General features: G+C 40.4%; 16 protein-coding genes and 3 tRNA genes. 7 read left to right on the top strand and 12 right to left on the bottom strand.

Translation table 11 applies throughout. The features are described 5' to 3' along the window. Window positions 1-170: 170 nt before the first annotated feature. The 7 genes from bssS to PSF42_RS01635 form a co-directional block, all read right to left on the bottom strand. Window positions 171-425: a biofilm formation regulator BssS gene (gene bssS / locus PSF42_RS01665; protein WP_004909784.1), complete on the bottom strand. Its 255-nt coding sequence runs from the start codon at window positions 423-425 to the stop codon at window positions 171-173. Between the two features lie 218 nt (window positions 426-643). Continuing rightward, window positions 644-1,693 (bottom strand): dihydroorotase, encoded by a 1,050-nt coding sequence (pyrC, locus tag PSF42_RS01660; protein WP_272679342.1) that lies wholly within the window; start codon window positions 1,691-1,693, stop codon window positions 644-646. Between the two features lie 211 nt (window positions 1,694-1,904). Further along, window positions 1,905-1,980 (bottom strand) — tRNA-Asn (locus PSF42_RS01655). A 260-nt stretch (window positions 1,981-2,240) separates the two neighbouring features. After that, window positions 2,241-2,684, bottom strand: a complete 444-nt coding sequence (locus tag PSF42_RS01650) for a universal stress protein (protein ID WP_125890777.1) — start codon at window positions 2,682-2,684, stop codon at window positions 2,241-2,243. Between the two features lie 21 nt (window positions 2,685-2,705). Next, window positions 2,706-2,861, bottom strand: coding sequence for a siderophore-interacting protein (locus PSF42_RS01645; RefSeq protein ID WP_248468136.1), 156 nt, complete (start codon window positions 2,859-2,861; stop codon window positions 2,706-2,708). After that, window positions 2,861-3,919 (bottom strand): HlyD family secretion protein, encoded by a 1,059-nt coding sequence (locus PSF42_RS01640; protein ID WP_213914097.1) that lies wholly within the window; start codon window positions 3,917-3,919, stop codon window positions 2,861-2,863. The genes PSF42_RS01645 and PSF42_RS01640 overlap by 1 nt, the downstream gene beginning before the upstream one ends. A gap of 23 nt (window positions 3,920-3,942) precedes the next feature. Next, a complete protein-coding gene (locus tag PSF42_RS01635; RefSeq protein ID WP_272679341.1) occupies window positions 3,943-5,484 on the bottom strand; it encodes an MFS transporter in 1,542 nt (513 codons plus the stop codon). A gap of 153 nt (window positions 5,485-5,637) precedes the next feature. Between PSF42_RS01635 and PSF42_RS01630 the strand changes: the two genes are divergently transcribed. Next, the gene (locus PSF42_RS01630) at window positions 5,638-6,540 is read left to right on the top strand and encodes a LysR family transcriptional regulator (RefSeq protein ID WP_125890780.1); all 903 of its coding nucleotides are present in this window, start codon (window positions 5,638-5,640) and stop codon (window positions 6,538-6,540) included. Between the two features lie 111 nt (window positions 6,541-6,651). On the opposite strand, the gene PSF42_RS01625 is transcribed toward PSF42_RS01630, so the two are convergent. The 3 genes from PSF42_RS01625 to PSF42_RS01615 all read right to left on the bottom strand — a co-directional run bounded on the left by PSF42_RS01625 (window position 6,652) and on the right by PSF42_RS01615 (window position 7,678). Then, window positions 6,652-6,727 (bottom strand) — tRNA-Asn (locus PSF42_RS01625). 236 nt (window positions 6,728-6,963) lie between these two features. After that, a tRNA-Asn gene (locus PSF42_RS01620) sits at window positions 6,964-7,039 on the bottom strand. 135 nt (window positions 7,040-7,174) lie between these two features. Next, on the bottom strand, window positions 7,175-7,678 hold the full coding sequence (locus PSF42_RS01615; RefSeq protein ID WP_125890781.1) for a YlaC family protein: 504 nt from the start codon (window positions 7,676-7,678) through the stop codon (window positions 7,175-7,177). 478 nt (window positions 7,679-8,156) lie between these two features. On the opposite strand from PSF42_RS01615, the gene cspE reads away from it, so the two are divergent. From cspE to mgtA, 4 genes are all read left to right on the top strand, one after another. Further along, complete coding sequence (gene cspE / locus PSF42_RS01610) at window positions 8,157-8,369, top strand: transcription antiterminator/RNA stability regulator CspE (protein ID WP_004909801.1); 213 nt, start codon at window positions 8,157-8,159, stop codon at window positions 8,367-8,369. Window positions 8,370-8,471: 102 nt separating this feature from the next. Further along, window positions 8,472-8,663, top strand: coding sequence for a protein DsrB (gene dsrB, locus PSF42_RS01605; RefSeq protein ID WP_004255792.1), 192 nt, complete (start codon window positions 8,472-8,474; stop codon window positions 8,661-8,663). Window positions 8,664-9,056: 393 nt separating this feature from the next. Then, complete coding sequence (locus tag PSF42_RS01600) at window positions 9,057-9,755, top strand: MgtC family protein (protein ID WP_042847948.1); 699 nt, start codon at window positions 9,057-9,059, stop codon at window positions 9,753-9,755. Window positions 9,756-9,904: 149 nt separating this feature from the next. Beyond that, the gene (gene mgtA, locus PSF42_RS01595) at window positions 9,905-12,607 is read left to right on the top strand and encodes a magnesium-translocating P-type ATPase (protein WP_272679340.1); all 2,703 of its coding nucleotides are present in this window, start codon (window positions 9,905-9,907) and stop codon (window positions 12,605-12,607) included. Window positions 12,608-12,768: 161 nt separating this feature from the next. Here the strand turns inward: mgtA and PSF42_RS01590 are convergent, their stop codons facing one another. Then, entirely contained in the window at window positions 12,769-13,080 is a 312-nt protein-coding gene (locus PSF42_RS01590) for a DUF5339 domain-containing protein (RefSeq protein WP_125890783.1), read from the bottom strand. Window positions 13,081-14,136: 1,056 nt separating this feature from the next. Here PSF42_RS01590 and fliZ point away from each other — a divergent pair. After that, the gene (gene fliZ, locus PSF42_RS01585) at window positions 14,137-14,655 is read left to right on the top strand and encodes a flagella biosynthesis regulatory protein FliZ (protein WP_272679339.1); all 519 of its coding nucleotides are present in this window, start codon (window positions 14,137-14,139) and stop codon (window positions 14,653-14,655) included. A 169-nt stretch (window positions 14,656-14,824) separates the two neighbouring features. Here the strand turns inward: fliZ and putA are convergent, their stop codons facing one another. Beyond that, window positions 14,825-18,808, bottom strand: coding sequence for a trifunctional transcriptional regulator/proline dehydrogenase/L-glutamate gamma-semialdehyde dehydrogenase (putA, locus tag PSF42_RS01580; protein ID WP_272679338.1), 3,984 nt, complete (start codon window positions 18,806-18,808; stop codon window positions 14,825-14,827). Between the two features lie 499 nt (window positions 18,809-19,307). On the opposite strand from putA, the gene putP reads away from it, so the two are divergent. After that, a complete protein-coding gene (gene putP, locus PSF42_RS01575) occupies window positions 19,308-20,792 on the top strand; it encodes a sodium/proline symporter PutP (RefSeq protein ID WP_125890786.1) in 1,485 nt (494 codons plus the stop codon). The last annotated feature ends 10 nt before the right edge of the window (window positions 20,793-20,802 follow it).

Here is a 20,802-nt window from a genome sequence, read left to right as displayed (position 1 = left end):
TGGAATTGATAGATAAGTCAACCAAGGATTAATAAAAATAATAAATAGTGTTCTTATTTGCAATTGCAAATTATTAATCAATTGATTAGGTAATTATATAAGGATATATAATTACCTTCATGAATATATAAATAAATGGATATTAGTAACACTAATATCCATTTATTTCCCTAGTGTGTCTTAAAACCAAGCTCGACATATTCTCCTGACTCGATTTTATCTACGCCAGCTTGCAGAATATGGATGAGTTGTTTCGCCACATCAGTTGTTAGCCACATGGTTTTATCCACAATAGCGTCGCCTGTGTGTTTATCTTGTTCAGGGAGGTAGTGCAAACGCAACATCATAGCGTCGTAATCATCGACAGTGCTGATGTCCCAGCCAACTACTGGGTGGGTTTGAATGACATCATTTTTTTTATTCATATAAACCTCCTAATCAAACATCGTGATAAATAATAAATATCTATAACTGACTAAGAGCAATGATCTCGTGATGAGTCCACTTTAGTATAAGGAGATTTCGCTAATAAGAAAGCAAATAAAACATTTTTTTGCTTATATAGCAGAAAATGCATAAAACAGATAACAAGGGTTGAAAAAACAGAATGGGAAGCATCTTGAACTTCCCATTGGCGTGTTCACTACTGACCTAGAGAGATTGTCCAGCGAGCATCTTCCCCGGCTAAGAAAGGAACTAACTTATCATTACAGCAGTCAATAGATTCACAAATGATATTTTGTTCTTTAGTTAGCGTGATGGTGCCTTCATTCACAGGTAAATTATAGAATTGAGGACCATTTAATGAACAAAAAGCTTCGAAATGGGCCAAAGCCCCAAGCTCTTCAAAAACACTTGCGTAAGCCGCTAATGCCGTGGGAGCGTTAAAGACCCCTGCACAACCGCAGGAGGACTCTTTACGTGACTGTATGTGCGGTGCAGTATCGGTACCAAGAAAGAAACGGCCACACCCCGAAGCAACAGCTGTGCGTAGTGCTTCTTGGTGCACGTTACGTTTCAAAATAGGCAAACAAAATAAATGCGGTCTGATGCCACCAACTAACATGTGGTTACGATTAAACATTAAATGTTGAGGTGTTAAAGTTGCAGCTGTAAATTCATTGGCTTCTTGGACATATTGAGCCGCTTCTTTGGTTGTTATGTGTTCAAGAACAATTTTCAATTTTGGAAACTGTGCCCGTAGTGGCAACATAACTTGTTCAATAAACAATGCTTCTCGGTCAAAAATATCGATATGGCTTGCAGTGATTTCACCATGAATAAGCAGTGGCATTCCTGCCTCTTCCATTGCCGCTAATACCGGGTAAATCTTTTTAATATCGGATACGCCATGGCTAGAATTAGTTGTTGCATTAGCCGGGTAGAGCTTACAGGCGGTAAACACGCCTTCGTTAAAGCCACGAATGACTTCAGTAGGATTTGTGCTATCCGTAAGGTAGCAGGTCATTAAAGGGGTAAATTGGTGCCCCTTAGGAACCGCGTTTAGAATGCGCTCCCGGTATGCTTTTGCGGCTTCAATCGTTGTGATTGGCGGAACTAAATTCGGCATGACAATTGCACGGCCAAAAAATTCACTGGTATAGGGAACGACCGTTTTTAACATATCATCATCGCGAAAATGAACATGCCAATCATCAGGGCGGCGGATCGTTAGGGTAGTTACAGTTGTCATTAAACCGGCTCCATAAGGGAAGAGTGAATGATGAGCGAGTGCTCAAGCCGGAATAGAATGATAAAGGTAAAGTGAAAAAATAGCTATGAGAAATCACGATTATAGCGTATTTGAGAGGCTGATCGCGCAAATGGCGTAAATAGGTTATTTATTCAGGTCGTTAATAGCAAAAAACCTGCTTAAGTTTCCTTAAGCAGGTTTCTCTAAATTTTGGCTCCTCCAGCTGGACTCGAACCAGCGACATACGGATTAACAGTCCGCCGTTCTACCGACTGAACTATGGAGGAACTCCTTGGTACGCAGAGGATATTAGCTTTCTCTTATTGTATTGTCAAAGGAGAATAACGAAAAAAACGTTTGTTTGCCTGTTATCTGCACGAACTGTCGTAAGTTTGATCGAAAATAGGCTGGTGGTGATAAATCAAAGCGATATATTAACGAAAAGCGTGCCATAAATCTGTGTTGATGGGCTGTATATTATTGTGATTTTAGTGGCTAACCGCAGTTAACCACTGGGTAATAGCTGGATATCATTTACCGGAAATATCTACAGTGGAATGACGAGAACGGGTTGGGTGATATCGTCGAGTAAACTACGAGTCACCGAGGTATTAAGCCAGCGTCCAAGTGAAGAAAGATGCCGATGAGAAATAATTAATAACTCGCAATTATATTTTTCCATTTTTTTTGGGATGGTATCGATAGGTGTACCTGCGGCGAGTAGCCCTTCGGCTTTAAACCCCATGTTGTTTAAGGCGATTGTGACTTCTTTTACCTGTTTTTGTGCCAAAGCTTCTTCTTTTTGCGCGGCAGGGTATTCATCCCACTCATCACTCTCTTTAGTTAATCCAGTACGGCTTAGTGCAAAGGTATTATCAACAACAGTTAATACAATGACATTGCTGACACAGCCAGTCATGCGTTGCATAAAACTAAGCGCATTACTGCTATTTTCAAAGCTGTCGACCGCTAACAATACATTATTAATCATGATTATTTCCTAATAAGCGACCTAAATAGCGCTCTTAAAGTTAGATTCCCCTTTCTTCCAATACCCTTTGGCAAACAGTGAGGTTTTGGGGATCATTCGTTCATTGATAAATTTAAAACAACCCACCATTCGGTGGGCAAAGTCGCTGAGTTTTGTGTGGAGCCCAGTTTTGTTCATCAGTGGCTCCCATCCCGTGTATTAATGGTGACATCTGCGGACATGCCCACTCGCAGCGCATTCATCATCGCAGCATGGTCGGTATTGTTATCAAAAATAATCTTTACAGGTATGCGCTGTACAATTTTAGTAAAATTACCTGTCGCATTTTCCGGAGCTATGGGGGAGAAACTCACACCAGACGCCGGCGCAATACTATCGACATAACCTTTCAATATTTGCCCTGGGAAGGTATCGATACTGATATCAACGACTTGGCCGTGAGTAATATTTTCCAATTGAGTTTCTTGATAATTCGCGATGATGTAGAGCTTGTTTTGGGGAACAATGGCCATTAAAGCATCACCTGGCTTGACAAACTCACCGACACGCAAACTTTTTTTACCAATGACACCACTAATAGGTGCAGTAATACGGGTATAGGAGAGGTTAAGCTCGGCCATCGCTTTTTTAGCTTGGGCCAACGTCAACTCAGCATTGCTATCGGCCTGTTTTGCTTCTAAAATTTGTAACATATTTTGGGCGGCTTTTAATGATGCTTCGGCTTGTGCAACACTTGCCGTCATTGTTTGCACGCGTGTCGTTGCTTGTTGCGCAGCTTGTTGTGAACCAGCACCGGTATTGGCCATTTTGTGGTAGCGAATTTTTTCTTGGTGCGCAAACTGCAGTTCAGCTTTAGCAGATTGTAGTTGGGCTTCTGCGGCAGCGATCAAGGCTTGCTGACGAGTTAAATTGGCTTTTGCGTCATCTTGACGTGCGCGAGCAGATTGCTCTTGTGCAGCGGCTTGAGAAAGTGCAACAGTGAATTCTCTAGGGTCAATGACGGCTAATAATTCACCTTCTTTGACCCATTGGTTATCTTGTACAAGGACTTCGGTCACTACGCCTGAAATTTGTGGTGAAATACGTGAGATATCTGCACGGATATAGGCATCATTGGTATTTTGAGCGTTTTTTTTAATCGCGAACTTATTAATTAATAACCCTCCCATCAAAACAGCAATAGCGGTGATAGCCAGAGCGACATTTTTATTAATTTTTAATTTGATCTTACTCATTCTAATTTCCTGATAATCAATAACTAAGCAGCGGCAACAGACCGCGGTGGGTAAATACGAGTTGGCATCACTAAAATCAGCCCGGTTAATAACAGTGCTAAACCAGAAACCAGCAAATACAGGTCAGAGCTAGCTAAAACATGTCCTTGGCTTGAGGCGAGTTTAGTGAGCTCGCCAATAGAGTTTGTAGCAGTATCGCGATAAGTACTGCCGTAGCTGTCAGCAATCACGCCCGAATGGAAATCGCCACGCTGGCGGCTAAACAGGGCGATTGCTCCCCCAGCAGCCGTTGCTGCAAACCCTTTAACGGCATTAAACCAAGCCGCAGCAAAGGGGCCATCAGTAGGTAATAATCCACCGGTTGCCATCATCAATAGCGGAATGACGGCCATGGGTTGGGCTACGGCTTGTAAGAGGGAAATCAATCTAAAATTATCGCCATTCCAATCAGGGGTTAGCTGCGATGCGAGAACACAAGCGGTCGCCATCAAAAGCAAACTCATGGCGAGCACCCAACGGCAATCAACTTTTGGGGTATTACAAATAATGGCAACGATAGGGAGCGTAATGAGCTGTGGGAGTGATACCCATAGCATCATGTCTGAGGTTTGTTCTAAGCGATACCCTTGAATAGCCGATAAATAGCCAGAGGTAATATTCACCAAAGAAACCATAATCAATAATACACCACCAAGGGTGATTAATGAGAATGACAAGTTTCGTTTGCCAAGTAATTGTAAATTGAAAAAGGGTAATGGGTGATACCACTCGTTTATCAAAAACAGGGCTAATAGGCCAAGGCCACCAATTAATAAAACATAAATTAATGATGAATTTAACCAATCAAGGCGCTCTCCTTGGGAAATCCCTACGGTGAGCATGGCAAGTGCACTTCCACCGAGAAGTAAACCTCGCCAGTTAAACTGTTTGAGTCGTTCTAAACGTAAAGGGTCTTGTGGCAAACCAAAGCCAATACAGATGGTGGCTATCGCCATGAGTGGTAAATTCCAATAAAAATATCCACTCCACCCCCAGTGAAAGGCAAAAGCGGCTGCAGTGACACCAAAAGTCGCACTCCACGCAGAAACCCAACCATAAGCCCCTAAACCTAAAACTTTAATAAGTGGAGGCATAAAACGCAGCACTACCGTCATTAACATCGGGGGGAGAGCACCGCCAGCAAAGCCCTGTAAACTACGTATTGTCAATAGAAGGGCATAATGGTTTCCAAGCCATGGTGTAATTAACCCTCCAATCAGATAAATAGAACACATAACAAGTGCGACACGACGTAGTGAGAACGTCGGCCAAAAGCAAGGTGTAAATCCCGAGCCAATTACAAAACCGGTTACATAACAAGTGATTAGCCAACTTCCAGTGTCGATATTTAATGCCATTGCGCCCTGAATATCGCCTAGAGCGAATTTACTGGCGTTTTCTCCCACGCCACTCGCCATTACCGCTAAAAAAACACCAAATAGCCCCATCCATGTGCGACCACTGATCTCGTTCGCACTGGCTATCCATTTGTTTTTTTTGGGTTGTGTGATAGACGCATCAACCATTTCAAACTCCTGCTATTTAAAAATTTGTTCTGTCATTTTTCAGCAGTAGTATCTAAATTTTATTTAATTGTTTAAAATGAAATGATGTAATTAAACTATTGCATAAAACGCAATCCACTAATAAGGAGGACTGCTAAGGGGCTAGGAGGGTAAATGCCACAAAAAATTGATTTCAATTTGATTTATGCGTTGAATTTATTGTTGGAAGAGGGAAGTGTAGGAGGAGCAGCCGAAAAAATGAACCTGAGCGCTCCTGCCATGAGCCGAATTTTAGGGAGAATTCGTGAGCAATTTAATGACCCGATCCTAGTCAGGGCGGGGCGTAAATTAGTACCCACGCCGAGAGCATTAGAACTAAAAGAACAACTTAGCCATATTATTGCTCAAGCGGAAGCGCTAATAGATCCTGACGAGTTATTCAATCCAAAAACATTAGAAAGAACATTTGTTATTCGTGCGAATGATATTTTTATTGGTGCTTTAGGTGGCGGGTTATTAGAAAAACTGAGGGAACTGGCACCACAAAGCCGTTTAGTTTTTATCGCAGAAAGTGATACAGAAGATGATTCTTTGCGTAGTGGTAAGGTAGACTTGGTTATCGGTTCTTCTCGAGATTGGCACCCTGAAATTAAAGCTCAGAGCTTATTTACTAGCACTTTTCAGGCGTTAGTTCGCCCTGGGCATCCGATTATCGGGCAGGTGACGCCTGAAAGTTTAACCCATTACCCGCATATTAGCGTATCACGGAGAGGGCGAACGTTAGGGCCAATTGATGACGCATTACGGGATCTTCAATTACAGCGTAATGTTGTATTAACCTTACCTAGCTTTCATTCAGCCATGATGCTAACAATGAATTCTGATTATATTTTGCCGCTTCCTCGTCATGTGCTACAAGGGGTCAAGAGTGTGAATTTGCCATTAGTTGAAATTGAACTTCCTTTAGAGTTGGAATCGATATTTATTGTGCAGGCATGGCATCCAAGATTGGATCGGGACCCTGCGCATCAATGGTTACGCCAGACGATCAAACAGTTTTTTTTAGAGAAAGAATAGGCATTTATTTTATGGTGGGAACACTTGTATTTGCCGTAAATAAAGTAATGCTAAGAAGAGTAACTTTCAGCTAGAGAGCAAAAAGCCCGCATTAAGCGGGCTTTTAAAATTTGGCTCCTCCAGCTGGACTTGAACCAGCGACATACGGATTAACAGTCCGCCGTTCTACCGACTGAACTATGGAGGAATTGCTTTGTTCCTGAGAACGAGGCGCATATTACCCATCCTGTTCACTGTTGTAAAGTATAAAAATGAAAAAAATAGCCAAGTGAGTGTTAAGTGATCGATTTGGTGATTATCTATCCTAATGCATGACATATGGATTAGGGAGGGGGATTATTCACAGTAGAGATGAATGATACATTAGTGAGAGATATATCAAGCAGATAGCAAAAAGCCCGCATTAAGCGGGCTTTTAAAATTTGGCTCCTCCAGCTGGACTTGAACCAGCGACATACGGATTAACAGTCCGCCGTTCTACCGACTGAACTATGGAGGAATTACTTGTTCCTGAGAACGAGGCGAATATTAACGATATCATCTCAGGCTGTCAATCATAAAAACAGAAAAAACATCTAACTGCTCATTCACTGCACATTATGATGAAGTTTTGCTCTAGTTAATTGATATTGAATTAATTTTGAGCTGCAAGTGTGCCTGGTAATTGCGTAGAAACTTCAGGATAAGCGACGTGATAGATGTCATAAAATGAAATCATCCCCTTTAAAGCAATTAAACGCGATATTTCTTGTTTGATAGCTGGGCTTACATCTTGTGAATCAATAATTTTGCTTATTGCGTTATCAGAAACGGGCTCAGTGACAAACCATTCTCCGTTATAACAGACACGTAAATCTAAGACGCCAATATCTTCAAAGTGATAAACAGGTTTGATGTCAAAAAGTAGTACACTTGCTAATACAATAAAAAGAATGGTGATACCTAGAGCCCAATAAGGGCCAAAATAAGGGGCATACCAAAGAATTATGGCCAGGGGGACATAAGCCGCAACCATGCCAATACATAAATAAGGGTGGTTGGCGAGAAATTGGCTATTAAAATAAGGTTTCCCATCACGGTTTTCGCGTTTATTGATGGTAGCCAAATCTTCGACGAGTATTTGTTTGATAATATCCATGTGTATAACTCTCTGTCAGATATCTATACTAGGAGGGTATCACGAGCAATTAAGATTGTTATATATCAGTTAAAAAAAATATTTACACAGATTGTCATTGTATCAGATAGTTCTCACTGACATTTGGTGGCAGCTGCTTTTTTAGATTAAAGTTTTCTTTAAACTATCAACTAAATGCAACGATTTTGTTAACGTTATAGTCGATAAAAGTGATGTAATCGAAAAAACGGCATATTTTTCAGGTTTGCTCGTATAAAATAGTTGCTATTATCTTTAAGTCATGAGTTAATGAGTGTCGGCCTGTTTAGCAGTCCTATTTGATGTATGATTACTGAGTTAGTGTGTTCTAAAGAAGAAAGTTATCACAGATAGCCTTTGACCGTGACGCTGCATCTTGGTGTTTCCCTGATTAAATAGTTGACTCTGGCCCGTATATGCCAAAAGGCAAGTTTTTTTGATGTTATATAGGAAAAGTCAAATGTCCGACAAAATGAAAGGTCAAGTTAAGTGGTTCAACGAGTCTAAAGGCTTCGGTTTCATCACTCCAGCTGATGGTAGCAAAGACGTTTTCGTCCACTTCTCTGCCATTCAGGGCAATGGTTTCAAAACTCTGGCTGAAGGTCAGCAAGTTGAATTCACCATTGAAAACGGTGCAAAAGGCCCAGCAGCTGCTAACGTAACTGCTATCTAAGCTAATTGCTTAACTGATTTTCTAAAGCCCGTCATTTTTAATGACGGGCTTTTTCGTATGCGTTACATTTATGGTTAATATATTTTGTTGGAAAAGAATGTTATGAATATTAATGACCGTGTTTATGTAAAAACAGACGGAGAAGAGCGTCGAGAAGGAACTATTTTACTTATTGAACCCTTCAATGAAGGGGTAATGTATTTAATTGCATTACCTGATTACCCTGAAGGTATTTGGTTCTTTAATGAAAAAGAAGGCGATGAAGGGATTTTTGTTACGCCAATTGAAAGATAAGTTCAATTTAATGGGCACTTTGTCCTTTACTTAATAATTTTCCCCACTTATACTCCTTCCATCTTTTATTTAGGAGATTATTACTTGGACAGTCAGAGTTGGAATAAAAACTTAATTTAATGGCAAGCCAGTAATCGTCTTTTCTTTTCACTGCTTGCCACAACGGCGGGCGGTGTCTGATGTTTCCTCATCATACTACTCCCTTATAATTGTATTTCACTAGATAGCGTATTATAGCTGTATTGAGTGTGTATTATGTTGGTCTATATTTATTCTCTATTTCCTCCTGGCAATAGCTAATGGTTTTTGAGTAATTATTTTACTCAAAATATGGCTATATGCTTTTTATTAAGCATATAAATCATTATCCAAGTTATTTTTGGAGGGATTATCATGCTTTTTTCCCCTGATATTTTAAATTTACTGTCTGCTATGTGTTTTGGTGCATTAATTGGTGCTGAGCGCCAATGGCGTCAACGAATGGCGGGATTGAGAACGAATGCACTGGTTGCAACTGGAGCGGCGGTATTTATTTTAAGTTCTGTAACGACATCGCCAGATAGCCCCGGGCGTATTGCTGCTCAAGTGGTGTCTGGAATTGGCTTCCTTGGGGCGGGTGTGATTATGCGTGAAGGCATGAATATCCGAGGGTTAAACACTGCGGCGACGCTTTGGTGTTCTGCAGGGATCGGTGTTTTATGTGGATTAGGGCAATACTCTTTGGCATTGATGGCGACATTATTAATTTTATGCGCCAATATTTTGTTAAGAGAAGCGGCTTCACGAATTAATAAACAGCCTCAACAGCAAGCGCTCGATGTCGAACAACGTTATAAAATTCGTGTCATGTGCCATCAAACGGATGAAATCTTAGTAAGAACACTTATTTTACAAGCAATTAACGGATTGCATATTCGATTGCGATCGTTAAGCAGCGCAGACACATTGAAACCTGAACAGCTGGAAGTGTGTGCTGAGTTTCTTGCGACACCTGCCGAACAGAAAGAAATTGAAGCATTGGTATGCAGAATAAGCCTTGAGCAAAGTGTTAGTGCTATCAATTGGAAAGTGGCATCAGAGCTACCGGCCTGATGACTTTAAATTAACACACTATAGGAGCTGAAATGGACGACCACCCTCCGTCATGGAGATGTAAATTGGAGCTATCCTACTGATAATAATTTAATTTTATTTCAGTTGGATAGCGTAAAAATCACGAGTGTTGTATTCGAGACAACGTTATGACTGAAATAAGAGAACCGCGCAAAAGCGTCAAAGCAGCTGTTCGCCAAAAATTTATTGTTGGCGAACAAGCGAGTAAAAATATTGAGCAAGTGCTCAACGAATATCAAACAAATTTATTAGGCTTACCAGAGAATGAGGCGATGGATCGCTTAGTGACTGAAGGCGAAAATGAAGTTGCTCATGAAAAAGCCCCTCCAGCATGGAAACAATTGATCTCTTCCTTTAAAAATCCATTCATATTCGTACTGATTATATTAGCCATTGTGAGCTTTTTTACGGATTATGTTATTCCCAAACGTCAAGGTGAAGAAACAGATTTAACCGGGGTGATTATTATCGTCACGATGGTTTTACTGAGTGGATTTTTACGTTTTTGGCAAGAGTATCGTACCAATAAAGCGGCTGAAGCCTTGAAATCTTTAGTTCGTACGACAGCGACTGTATTTCGTCGCGACAATAAAACGGGGCGCTCAGTTCGAAAAGAGGTACCGATTAAATGCTTAGTACCTGGGGATATAGTGTTGTTATCCGCAGGGGATATGGTTCCTGCTGATTTAAAGTTAGTCGAATCAAGAGATTTATTTATTAGCCAAGCGATTCTAACGGGGGAGTCCATACCAGTTGAAAAATATGACACATTGGGTGATGTTTCAGCTAAAAGTTTAGAACCTGTATCGCCAACAGAAAATGAGTTGTTAGAAATTTCAAATATCTGCTTAATGGGAACTAATGTTACCAGTGGTACAGCCCGTGGAATTGTAGTCGCAACAGGCGGAAAAACCTATTTAGGCTCACTGGCCAAATCGATTGTGGGAAGCCGTGCGCAAACATCGTTTGATCGTGGTGTGAATAGTGTCAGTTGGTTATTGATCCGTTTTATGTTGGTCATGGTACCAATTGTCTTACTTATCAATGGGTTTACTAAAGGAGATTGGTTCGAAGCGACATTATTCTCACTGGCTGTTGCTGTGGGGTTAACGCCCGAAATGTTACCGATGATTGTAAGCTCAAACTTAGCCAAAGGGGCAATCGCCATGTCGAAACACAAGGTGATTGTCAAAAGATTAAATGCGATACAAAACTTTGGTGCAATGGATGTGCTGTGTACGGATAAAACGGGAACTTTAACGCAAGATCGTATTATTTTAGAACATTATTTAGACAGTAATGGGCAGAAGAATAGTAAAATCTTGCAATTAGCTTGGCTAAATAGCTTTCACCAAAGTGGTGCTAAGAACATGATGGATCAGGCTATTATTCGTCGCGGTAGAGGTAACAGTGAGGTTGAGCAGCTAAAAGCATTCCAAAAAATTGATGAATTGCCCTTTGATTTTATTCGACGCAAATTGTCAGTAACTGTGAGAACACCGGAGGGTGAAGCCCTACTTATTTGTAAGGGAGCGGCTGAGGAAATGTTAGCTGTTTGCCAAAGTTACCAACAAGATGGTGAACTTCATTTACTGGATGACCAAGCAAGAACAAAAATTACCGAGCTAGTGAGTGACTATAACAGACAGGGATTTCGTGTATTGTTACTCGCTACTCGTTATTTGAATAAAGCGGAAGCCAGCTTACCGCTTTCGGCTCAAGCAGAGCATCAGTTAGAATTGCAAGGCATTTTAACTTTTCTTGACCCCGCAAAAGAAAGTGCAATTTCAGCTATTGCTGCACTACGTGAAAACGGTGTGACGGTTAAGGTGTTGACGGGGGATAATGCGATTATTACTGAAAAAATTTGTCATGATGTTGGTTTAAATATCAGTGAAATCATAACCGGTTTAGAAGTTGAAGCTTTGACGGACGAAGAACTAAGCCAAAAAGTTGAACAGGTTTCCGTTTTCTGTAAACTAACACCCTTGCAAAAGTCCCGTATTTTAAAACGGTTACAAGCTAATGGACATACCGTTGGTTTTCTTGGGGATGGGATCAATGATGCGCCTGCGTTACGTGATGCTGATGTGGGAGTTTCAGTTGATACAGGGACGGATATTGCTAAGGAGTCAGCGGATATTATCCTACTTGAAAAAGATTTGATGGTATTAGAGCAGGGGGTGATTAAAGGACGAGAGACATTCGGTAATATTATTAAATACTTAAATATGACCGCGAGCTCTAACTTCGGTAACGTATTTTCTGTATTAATTGCGAGTGCATTTATTCCTTTCCTACCGATGCTAGCCATTCATTTGCTCGTTCAAAACTTGCTGTATGATATTTCCCAACTTGCATTGCCATGGGATAAAATGGACAAAGAGTTTTTAAAACGCCCCCGCAAGTGGGATGCAAAGAATATCGGCCGTTTTATGATTTGGATTGGGCCAACATCATCTATCTTTGATATTACGACTTTTGCACTAATGTGGTACGTGTTCCAAGCGAATAGTGTTGCTCATGAAGCGTTGTTCCAATCGGGTTGGTTTGTTGAAGGGTTACTTTCACAGACGCTAGTTGTTCATATGTTAAGAACACAAAAAATACCGTTTATACAAAGTACTGCCGCACTACCTGTTATGCTAACAACGGGGTTAATTATAGCTCTTGGACTATATATTCCATTTTCTTCATTTGGTGAAATGATAGGATTACAACCGTTACCAATAGAATATTTCCCATGGTTAGCGCTCACATTAGTAAGCTATTGTGTTGTCGCTCAGTTGATGAAGCAATTTTATATCAAACGTTTTGGAACTTGGTTATAAAATAGCGTTAAAGGGGGGAGGTCCAATAACCTCTTATCTGTTTTGTTAGGTATCTAGTGTGGGTTATTTATTATTTACTGTAACTCATTAATATTCAAAAAATAAAAAGAGCCATAATGACAATGGCTCTTTTTGATTTTACAGAATAAAAAGAATAGGGCTTATTGCAGGCCTAAAGCAGTTTTCATCTGTTTCATTGCATCAATACCTTGTTGGCAAGCTTTATCTTGCTGATCTTTAGGTAGTGCAGCAACTTGTTTTTTACCTTCTTCCAACTGGCCTTTCATTGCATCTAACTGCGTTTTTGCTTGCGGATTTTCCGAAGCTTTAGCAATTAAGCTATCAACTTCAGCAAAGTAAGCATTACAAGTTTCTGTTGCACCAGCAACTTCGCCTTTTTTCTCTTCTTCTGAACAAGCAGTGATCGTCAGTGCCAATAACCCCATACCACAAGCTAAAATCAACTTTTTCATAATCAACCTTATTAAAATTATTTATATAGCGAATTGAGTATATAAGAGATGTTTTTAATATCAAACGTGACAAATCCTAAAATAATATTTTAGCTAATCGATTAAATTTCAATTTAATAGGGCTATCATGTTTTATTTTTAGATGTTTTCATTACATAATTTCATTTCTTTATATTAAAACCTTCTTTATCATGTGGTTATGATGCAGCCTTGACGACTCTACCTATATTTAGAGTGATTACTGGATAATGTAATCGAGGTTAGAGAGAAGACAGTTAAAGGCTAGCTTGTAGAATGAGGACAAGTGGAGTTACGGTTTCTTAATTTAATAAACATATTTTTTGGCAATAATTATGTTTCAACTATCACAGTAGAATTATATTTAATGCGTGAAATTACTTAAATAAGCTACCTATATAAGTTTTTTAATATCGATATAACACCTTCTTATATTAAATTAAATCCATTACAAAAACGTTTATTTGTAACAAAATGTTTACGGTCGAATGATGTGTTTTCACTATGAAATATTTACAGAATTAATAGCTGTTCATTTAAGATGCAATTATAGATGTGAAAAGTGAGCTACTTCACAAATTTAAGAATAAAACCTTTGTATTAGTATAAGTTTGATTTTTAAATCAAATTTTCTTTGTACGCAGATGAAATTATCAGGTAAAGTCTTTGTTTTTAAGCGAACTAACATATCAATAGCGCTTAAGTAATAGTTAATGATAGGTGTACAGAGTTAACGACAACTCAGTTAATTTTGTTGACGCTAACCCAAATTCGTACCAAAATTGACTCATCATAGAAATTCGCCAAAGAGCGAAAGACGGGTTAGAATGCGTTTAATAAAGGGCAATAACTTTTCTTACTATACATTTATAGGGTGATTAGTTCTCCAAAGGTAAAGTAAGAATATATGATATGGCTTAGCTATATCGCGATGCAACATAGCAGATATTATATTAATGCTATGGGCATACAATGTATGTAGCCTGATTTATCTGGTTACACTTTTATATTTAGACTTACACACAGGGCTTTACCATTATGTCTGCTTCTATTGTAAAGAAACGGCCTCTGAGTCGTTACATCAAAGATTTTAAACACAGCCAAACTCATTGTGCACATTGTCACAAGACTCTTGATCGCATCTCTTTAGTTTTCAACGATGACATCTTAAATAAAGAAGCTATCGCTGATATGACTGAATTGGTTGATGAGGGCACTTGGGAGGAGCTACAAGATAAATTTACTGCACTTTGTCGTTTTTGTAGTGAAATTTATTGCAATAGTAATACTGATTATTTTGATATTATGTCATTTAAACAGTATTTATTCTTACAGACTGAGATGAGCCATAGCACAGTTCGTGAATATGTTGTTCGCTTACGCCGTTTAGATGAGCTGTTATCCTCATCTAATTTTTCTATGAAAGAATTTACTGCGAGTAAAGTTCAAGATGAATTAAGTGAGAAAATGACAGATTCTGCGTTCAGTAATTACAATATTGCATTACGTAAATATGAGCAGTATTTATTCTGGGAATCAGAAAAACGCAATAATTAGAATAACATATTGAAAATAAGCGTCGCTATTTTCATTGTTATTTTTAAGTAATGGTGTCCTTATGGGCACCTTTTATGTTTTTAGCGCTTAGATAAGTGTATTTTTAAACAAATCGATTGTGATGTATGGCCTGACCATCGTAAATAACGAGGTCAGGCCATTTTGTTTATTATCCAATAGTCATTAAGCTAGCATTACCGCCGGCTGCAGCAGTATTGATACTCAATGAACGTTCATGGAGTAAGCGTTCGGTCAGCAAGTTAGTTTCACCGCGTTCAAAGCCTTGTACTGAAATAATTGGCCCTTTACGTTGTGCAACCACTGCGCAAACCTCTTTTAGCTGATCGCTGTCACCATGATAAATAACCCCTTCGATTGGTTCTTTAGTTTCTATCCAATTTTTAGTGAGCGATATGGTTTTTCTCACTTTTTCAGGCAGTGATTTAAATAGCTTTTGATGGAGTTCGCTATCTGGCCATAACACCTGGCAACCTGCAGAAAGTACAGCGGTTAGCTGGGTTAAGCAATCTTGTTCATTATCGCTAAGGCATAAAATCAAACCACGCGGGCGCAAGGTATAGGTATTTCTTTCTCCTGTTGGGCCCGGTAATACACGGGTGGTTCCTGTTTGACTATGGCGTGTAAATAGTTCAATCGCTGAAGGCGAAATAATCGAGTTTTGTTTTTCAGACCATTGTGTCAGTGCTTCAAATGGCTCAAGTAAAACAGTTCTAGCACTGGCATCCATGGGGAAATGGCTATCTTGTCGTTCTAGGGTATTTGAAACTGCGTTATCTGGGCGTTCGCTTAATAAACGATAGAGGTATAATGGCCCACCTGCTTTAGGGCCAGTTCCAGATAAACCTTCACCACCAAAAGGTTGTACGCCAACAACGGCACCAACCATATTGCGGTTTACGTAAAGATTGCCAACTTTCGCTTTTGAAACGACTTGGTTGATAGTTTCATCGATACGAGTGTGAACACCCAGTGTCAGTCCATAACCGGCTGCATTAATTTGTTCAACAAGTGCTTCTAGCTCATCTCGTTTAAAACGTACAACGTGGAGAACAGGGCCAAAGATCTCTTTTTTCAGCTCACTAACATCATCAAGTTCTATTAATGTCGGCTTAACATAGGTTCCTTCTTGTTGCTCTTGCTGATCATCATGATTCTCAAATGCGGCTTGGAAGACCGATTTCCCTTTACTGCGCATTTTTTGAATATGTTGATCGATATTCTCTTTTGCTTCACGGTCAATCACAGGGCCTATATCGGTTGATAAATGCTCTGGGTTCCCCATACGGCACTCTTCCATTGCGCCTTTTAACATGCGAATAGTTCTATCTGCGACATCTTCTTGGATACATAAAATACGCAGGGCTGAACAACGCTGGCCCGCACTATCAAACGCAGACGCCACAACATCAGTAACAACTTGTTCTGTTAGCGCGGACGAATCAACGATCATGGCATTTAATCCGCCTGTTTCTGCAATCAGCGGGGTAGGCCGGCCTTGTGCATCTAAGCGCCCGGCAATATTACGTTGAAGTAACCCTGCGACTTCTGTTGACCCTGTAAACATGACCCCGCGAACACGAGCGTCGCCAACGAGTTGGGCGCCAATGGTTTCTCCTTTACCTGGTAAAAATTGCAGTACATCGCGTGGAATACCCGCTTGATGCAAAATAGATACCGCGATAGCGCCGATTAATGGTGTTTGTTCAGCGGGTTTCGCGAGTACGGTGTTACCTGCTGCGAGAGCCGCCGCAATTTGGCCTGAAAATATTGCTAACGGGAAGTTCCATGGACTAATACAGACCACAGGCCCTAAAGGACGGTGAGTGTTATTATCAAAATCATTTTTGACTTGGGTTGCATAGTAGTTAAGAAAATCTACCGCTTCCCTAACCTCTGCAATCGCATTGTTGTAGGTTTTACCCGCCTCACGCACTAAAATATCTAACAGCGGTTGTAGCTGCTGTTCCATGAGATCAGCCGCTCGTAATAAGATAGCTGCTCGTTCAGAAGGCGGGGTTGCGAACCAGATAGTACCCGCATCGTTAGCGGTATTTAATGCGTGCTCAGCTTCTTGCTCTGTAGTTTCACGAACGTAGCCGACAATATCTTTGTGGCAGGCTGGGTTAATAATTGGTGTCGCTTCAGGTAACGCTTGTGAAGCTTGGAAATCACCCCCTAACAGTGGTTCTGCGGTTTTTTGCTGCATAGCCGCGCTCAGAAGGGCACTTGATAACGAAGCCAATCGATGTTCGTTTGATAGGTCAAGCCCCATTGAATTCACACGTTCTTGGCCGTACAGATCACGTGGTAATGGAATTTTGGGATGCGGTAAGCCAATTTGCCCTTCGGTTTTAGACAGTTCTAAAACATCTTTGACTGGGTCGGCAACTAATTCATCGAGAGGAATAGTAGCATCAGCGATACGGTTTACAAATGAAGTATTTGCGCCATTTTCTAATAATCGACGCACCAAATAGGCTAATAAAGTTTCGTGTGTACCAACAGGTGCATAAATACGACAAGGGCGGTTTAGTTTGCCATCGGCAACTTTACCAACAACTTGCTCATAAAGTGGCTCACCCATTCCATGTAGACATTGGAACTCGTACTGGCCAGGGTAGTAGTTTTTACCTGCAATTTGGTAGATGGCAGAAAGGGTGTGTGCGTTGTGTGTTGCAAATTGCGGGTAAATTAAATTGGGAACCGACAAGAGTTTTCGTGCGCAGGCAATATAAGATACGTCAGTATACACTTTACGCGTATAAACTGGGTAACCTTCTAGCCCATCCATTTGAGCGCGCTTGATTTCACTGTCCCAATAAGCACCTTTTACCAAGCGGATCATTAAGCGGCGCTGGCTTCGTTCAGCTAAATTTATAATTGAATCAATCACAAATGGGCAGCGTTTTTGGTAGGCTTGGATAACAAAGCCTATCCCATTCCAACCCGCAAGCTGTGGTTCGAAGCAGAGTTTTTCTAGCAAATCTAAAGAGATTTCTAAGCGGTCGGCTTCTTCTGCGTCAATGTTAATCCCTACATCGTATTGATGTGCTTGTAATACAAGGGATAACAGGCGTGGGTAAAGCTCTTCCATCACGCGAGAGTATTGTGCACGGCTATAACGTGGATGCAGTGCAGATAACTTGATTGAAATCCCCGGGCCTTCATAAATACCGCGGCCATTTGATGCTTTGCCAATAGCATGGATAGCCTGCTGGTAAGACACCATGTAATCTTGCGCATCTTTTTCTGTTAATGCAGCTTCCCCTAGCATATCGTAAGAATATCGGAAGCCTTTATCTTCGAGTTTGCGTGCGTTAGCGAGTGCTTGGGAGATTGTTTCGCCAGTGACGAATTGCTCTCCCATAAGGCGCATCGCCATATCAACGCCTTTGCGCACGAGGGGCTCACCACTTTTACTAATGATGCGATTAAGTGAGGTTGATAGCTTTGCTTCATTATGTGTAGAAACTAATTTGCCCGTAAACAGCAATCCCCAAGTTGCAGCATTGACAAACATTGAGCTGCTTTGGCCAAGGTGTGATTGCCAATTCCCATTGCTAATTTTGTCACGGATAAGTGCATCTCGCGTTGCCTTATCAGGAATGCGCAATAAGGCCTCTGCGAGACACATTAGTGCGACACCTTCTTGAGATGAAAGTGAAAATTCTTGGAGTAGCCCTTGAACTAAGCCTGAACGGCCGATGCCATTTTTTTGATTACGTAGTTTTTCAGCGATTGAATACGCTAATTTATGAGCGGCTTCAGCTTGTTCTGTCGGGAGTTGTGCTTGTTGCAATAACATAGGCACAGCTTGTGTTTCAGGAATTCGATAGGCAGAAGTAATTGCTGAGCGTTTTACAGATTGTGGTAAAATGTGCTCTGCGAAATCTAAGAATGGTTGATAGTTAGATTCAACGGTGGTGTCTTCATCAGAAGTTTGATTTTCTTTTACATCGATACCTGGTGCGAGCTCTGGAAAGGCTTGGCCATTATCGAGTTGTTCTAGGTAATTATAAATAGCTTGTTTGATAAGCCAGTGTGATGTGCGGTCAAGACGCTGAGCGGCATTTTTAATGCGTTCCCGAGTTGCTTCATCAAGTCTCACACCCATAGTTGTAGTGCTACTCATCTTAATTCCTCTAGGTCACGAGTCATTTTAATCAAAAAGTTACACCACATTATCTTAATGTTGCAACTTTGTGCAACATTGTTACGTGTGGTTTCTGAAGGAAATGTGAAACATATCGAGTTTTTTAAGTTTTATTATTTTTAATTAAATTGATATTTATTAATTTATCATATTTTACATGTGGTTATGCTTATTTTGTTTCAGGGGTGTAGTTAAACGCTCGATTGTTAATTTAAGTTTAAATTTTAACATTTGTGATATGGATTCTATTTATGCAATAAAAAATAGTTAATTTCTTGTTAATTTAATACGAGTCTGTCTAGGATGGGATAGCTAAGATGTTAAATTAGTGCAACACAAATAATCACAACCTATTTTGGTGTTCGCGTAGATAAATTAAATATGTGCAATAAAGTGCAACACCATGAAGTTACAAGTTATCAGCGGAAACTTATAAAGATAACTCACAATTTTAAAGCTACTCAATGGAGAAAACAGGATGACTGTAAGCACTCCGATGATCATTATGTTCGTCGTATATATTACTGGCATGTTATTAATTGGCTATATGGCCTATCGCTCAACGAAAAACTTTGACGATTACATTTTAGGTGGGCGAAGTTTAGGTAGCGTCGTAACCGCATTGTCCGCTGGAGCCTCGGATATGAGCGGTTGGTTGCTCATGGGGTTACCGGGTGCGATTTTTTTAGCCGGGATTTCTGAAAGTTGGATTGCTATCGGTTTGAGTCTCGGGGCATACCTTAACTGGTTATTTGTCGCAGGGCGTTTACGTGTCCAAACAGAAAAAAATAATAATGCACTAACATTGCCTGATTATTTTACGAGCCGTTTTGAAGATAATAGTAAGATTTTACGTATTATTTCTGCTGTTGTTATTCTAGTTTTCTTTACGATTTATTGTGCGTCAGGTGTGGTCGCAGGTGGCTTATTATTTGAAAGTACATTTAACATGAGTTATGAAAAGGCAATGTGGTTAGGGGCACTCGCGACTATTGCTTATACTTTTTTAGGTGGCTTTTTAGCGGTGAGTTGGACTGATACAGTGCAAGCTTCATTAATGATCTTCGCATTGATCCTAACACCTATTGTTGTGATCCTTTCTTTAGGGGGAATAGATACCTCTATTGAAGTGGTTAAAGCTAAAAACCCCGAATATCTTGATATGTTTAAAGACATGAATATCATCGCAATTCTGTCATTATTAGGTTGGGGATTAGGCTATTTTGGGCAACCTCACATTTTAGCGCGTTTTATGGCTGCGGACTCTGCCCGTACTATTCGTTCTGCTCGACGTATTAGTATGACATGGATGGTGTTATGCCTAGGTGGAACGATTGCGGTTGGTTTTTTTGGAATCGCTTATTTTGAAAATAATCCGGCTTTAGCGGGAGCGGTCATGCAAAATAATGAGCGCATATTCATGGAGTTAACAGGTATTTTGTTTAATCCATGGGTCGCTGGTATTTTATTATCAGCCATATTAGCCGCAGTAATGAGTACGTTAAGTTGTCAATTATTAGTTTGTGCAAGTGCGTTAACGGAAGATTTATACAAGCCCTTTATCCGTAAGAGTGCAAGCCAAAAAGAGTTAGTGTGGGTAGGGCGCTTTATGGTGTTGTTGGTTGCTGCAATTGCCATTTATATTGCGCGTGATCCAAATAACAAAGTTTTGGCCTTAGTAAGTAATGCGTGGGCGGGTTTCGGTGCAGCATTTGGCCCTGTTGTTTTAATTTCTGTAATGTGGAAACGCATGACCCGTACGGGGGCACTTGCAGGAATGCTAGTTGGCGCGGTGACAGTGCTAGTTTGGATGAAATACAAATGGTTTGACTTGTACGAAATCATCCCCGGTTTCTTATTAGCAACAATCGCTATTGTTGTTGTGAGTTTAATGACTAAAGCACCAAGTGCAGCCGCTCAAGCTCGTTTTGATGAAGCTGAGGCCGAATATAAAGCTAGTTAACCTAGTGGGT

This window comes from Providencia sp. PROV032, assembly GCF_028484875.1.
GTDB lineage: Bacteria > Pseudomonadota > Gammaproteobacteria > Enterobacterales > Enterobacteriaceae > Providencia > Providencia rettgeri_E.
This window is presented reverse-complemented; position numbering and strand designations above follow the sequence as displayed.